Here is a 658-nt window from a genome sequence, read left to right as displayed (position 1 = left end):
GAACCCCGGCTGCAGCGATCAGTATGTCTGCGCGCCGAGTGTGGTCGGCAAGATGCCGGGTGCGGGAGTGACACATAGTCACTGTTGCGTCTTTAGCTAGCAACAACTGGGCTTGCGGGCGCCCGACCAGTAACGACCTGCCAACGACCACAGCGTGAGCACCAGAAATCGCGACACCGGAGCGTTCGAGAAGTTCGATGACTCCCGAGGGTGTGCATGGCTGGAGACCGGGTTGTCCCAGGGCCAAACGACCGGCGCTTGTTTCAGTCAGCCCATCCACGTCTTTCTCGGGATCTATCGCAGAGACAAGGGCGTTTGCGTCGAGGTGCTCCGGGAGTGGCAACTGGAGCAGGATCCCATCCACGCCGGGATCGCTATTGAGATCGTGGATAACCGCCAACAGCTCCGATTCAGAGACATCGGAAGGAAAGTGCTGGTGCAGATCCCGCATGCCTGCCTGTGTGCAAAGCCGTCGCTTGCTCTGTACGTACACCCCTGACGCAGGGTCCTCGCCCACCAGCAGTGTAGCGAGCCCTGGCCTGATCTTGAGGGTAGCGGCCTTGGCCGCCACTTCAGCGCGAATGTCGGCAGCGATTTGTTTGCCGTCAATAAGTTCAGCTGTCACGAGAACACCACCGTGGAATTACCGTGCCGAACA

General features: G+C 59.9%; 1 protein-coding gene. It reads right to left on the bottom strand.

All coding sequences use genetic code 11. The features are described from left to right. A partial coding sequence (locus P2Q66_RS21150) for a tetrahydrofolate dehydrogenase/cyclohydrolase catalytic domain-containing protein (protein ID WP_275731319.1) occupies nt 1–625 on the bottom strand: 625 nt, incomplete at its 3' end. Between the last annotated feature and the right edge of the window lie 33 nt (nt 626–658).

It is taken from the genome of Arthrobacter sp. Cr_A7 (assembly GCF_029222765.1).
GTDB lineage: Bacteria > Actinomycetota > Actinomycetes > Actinomycetales > Micrococcaceae > Arthrobacter.
The sequence above is the reverse complement of the archived record's forward strand: the minus strand, read 5'-3'. Positions and strand labels throughout refer to the sequence as shown.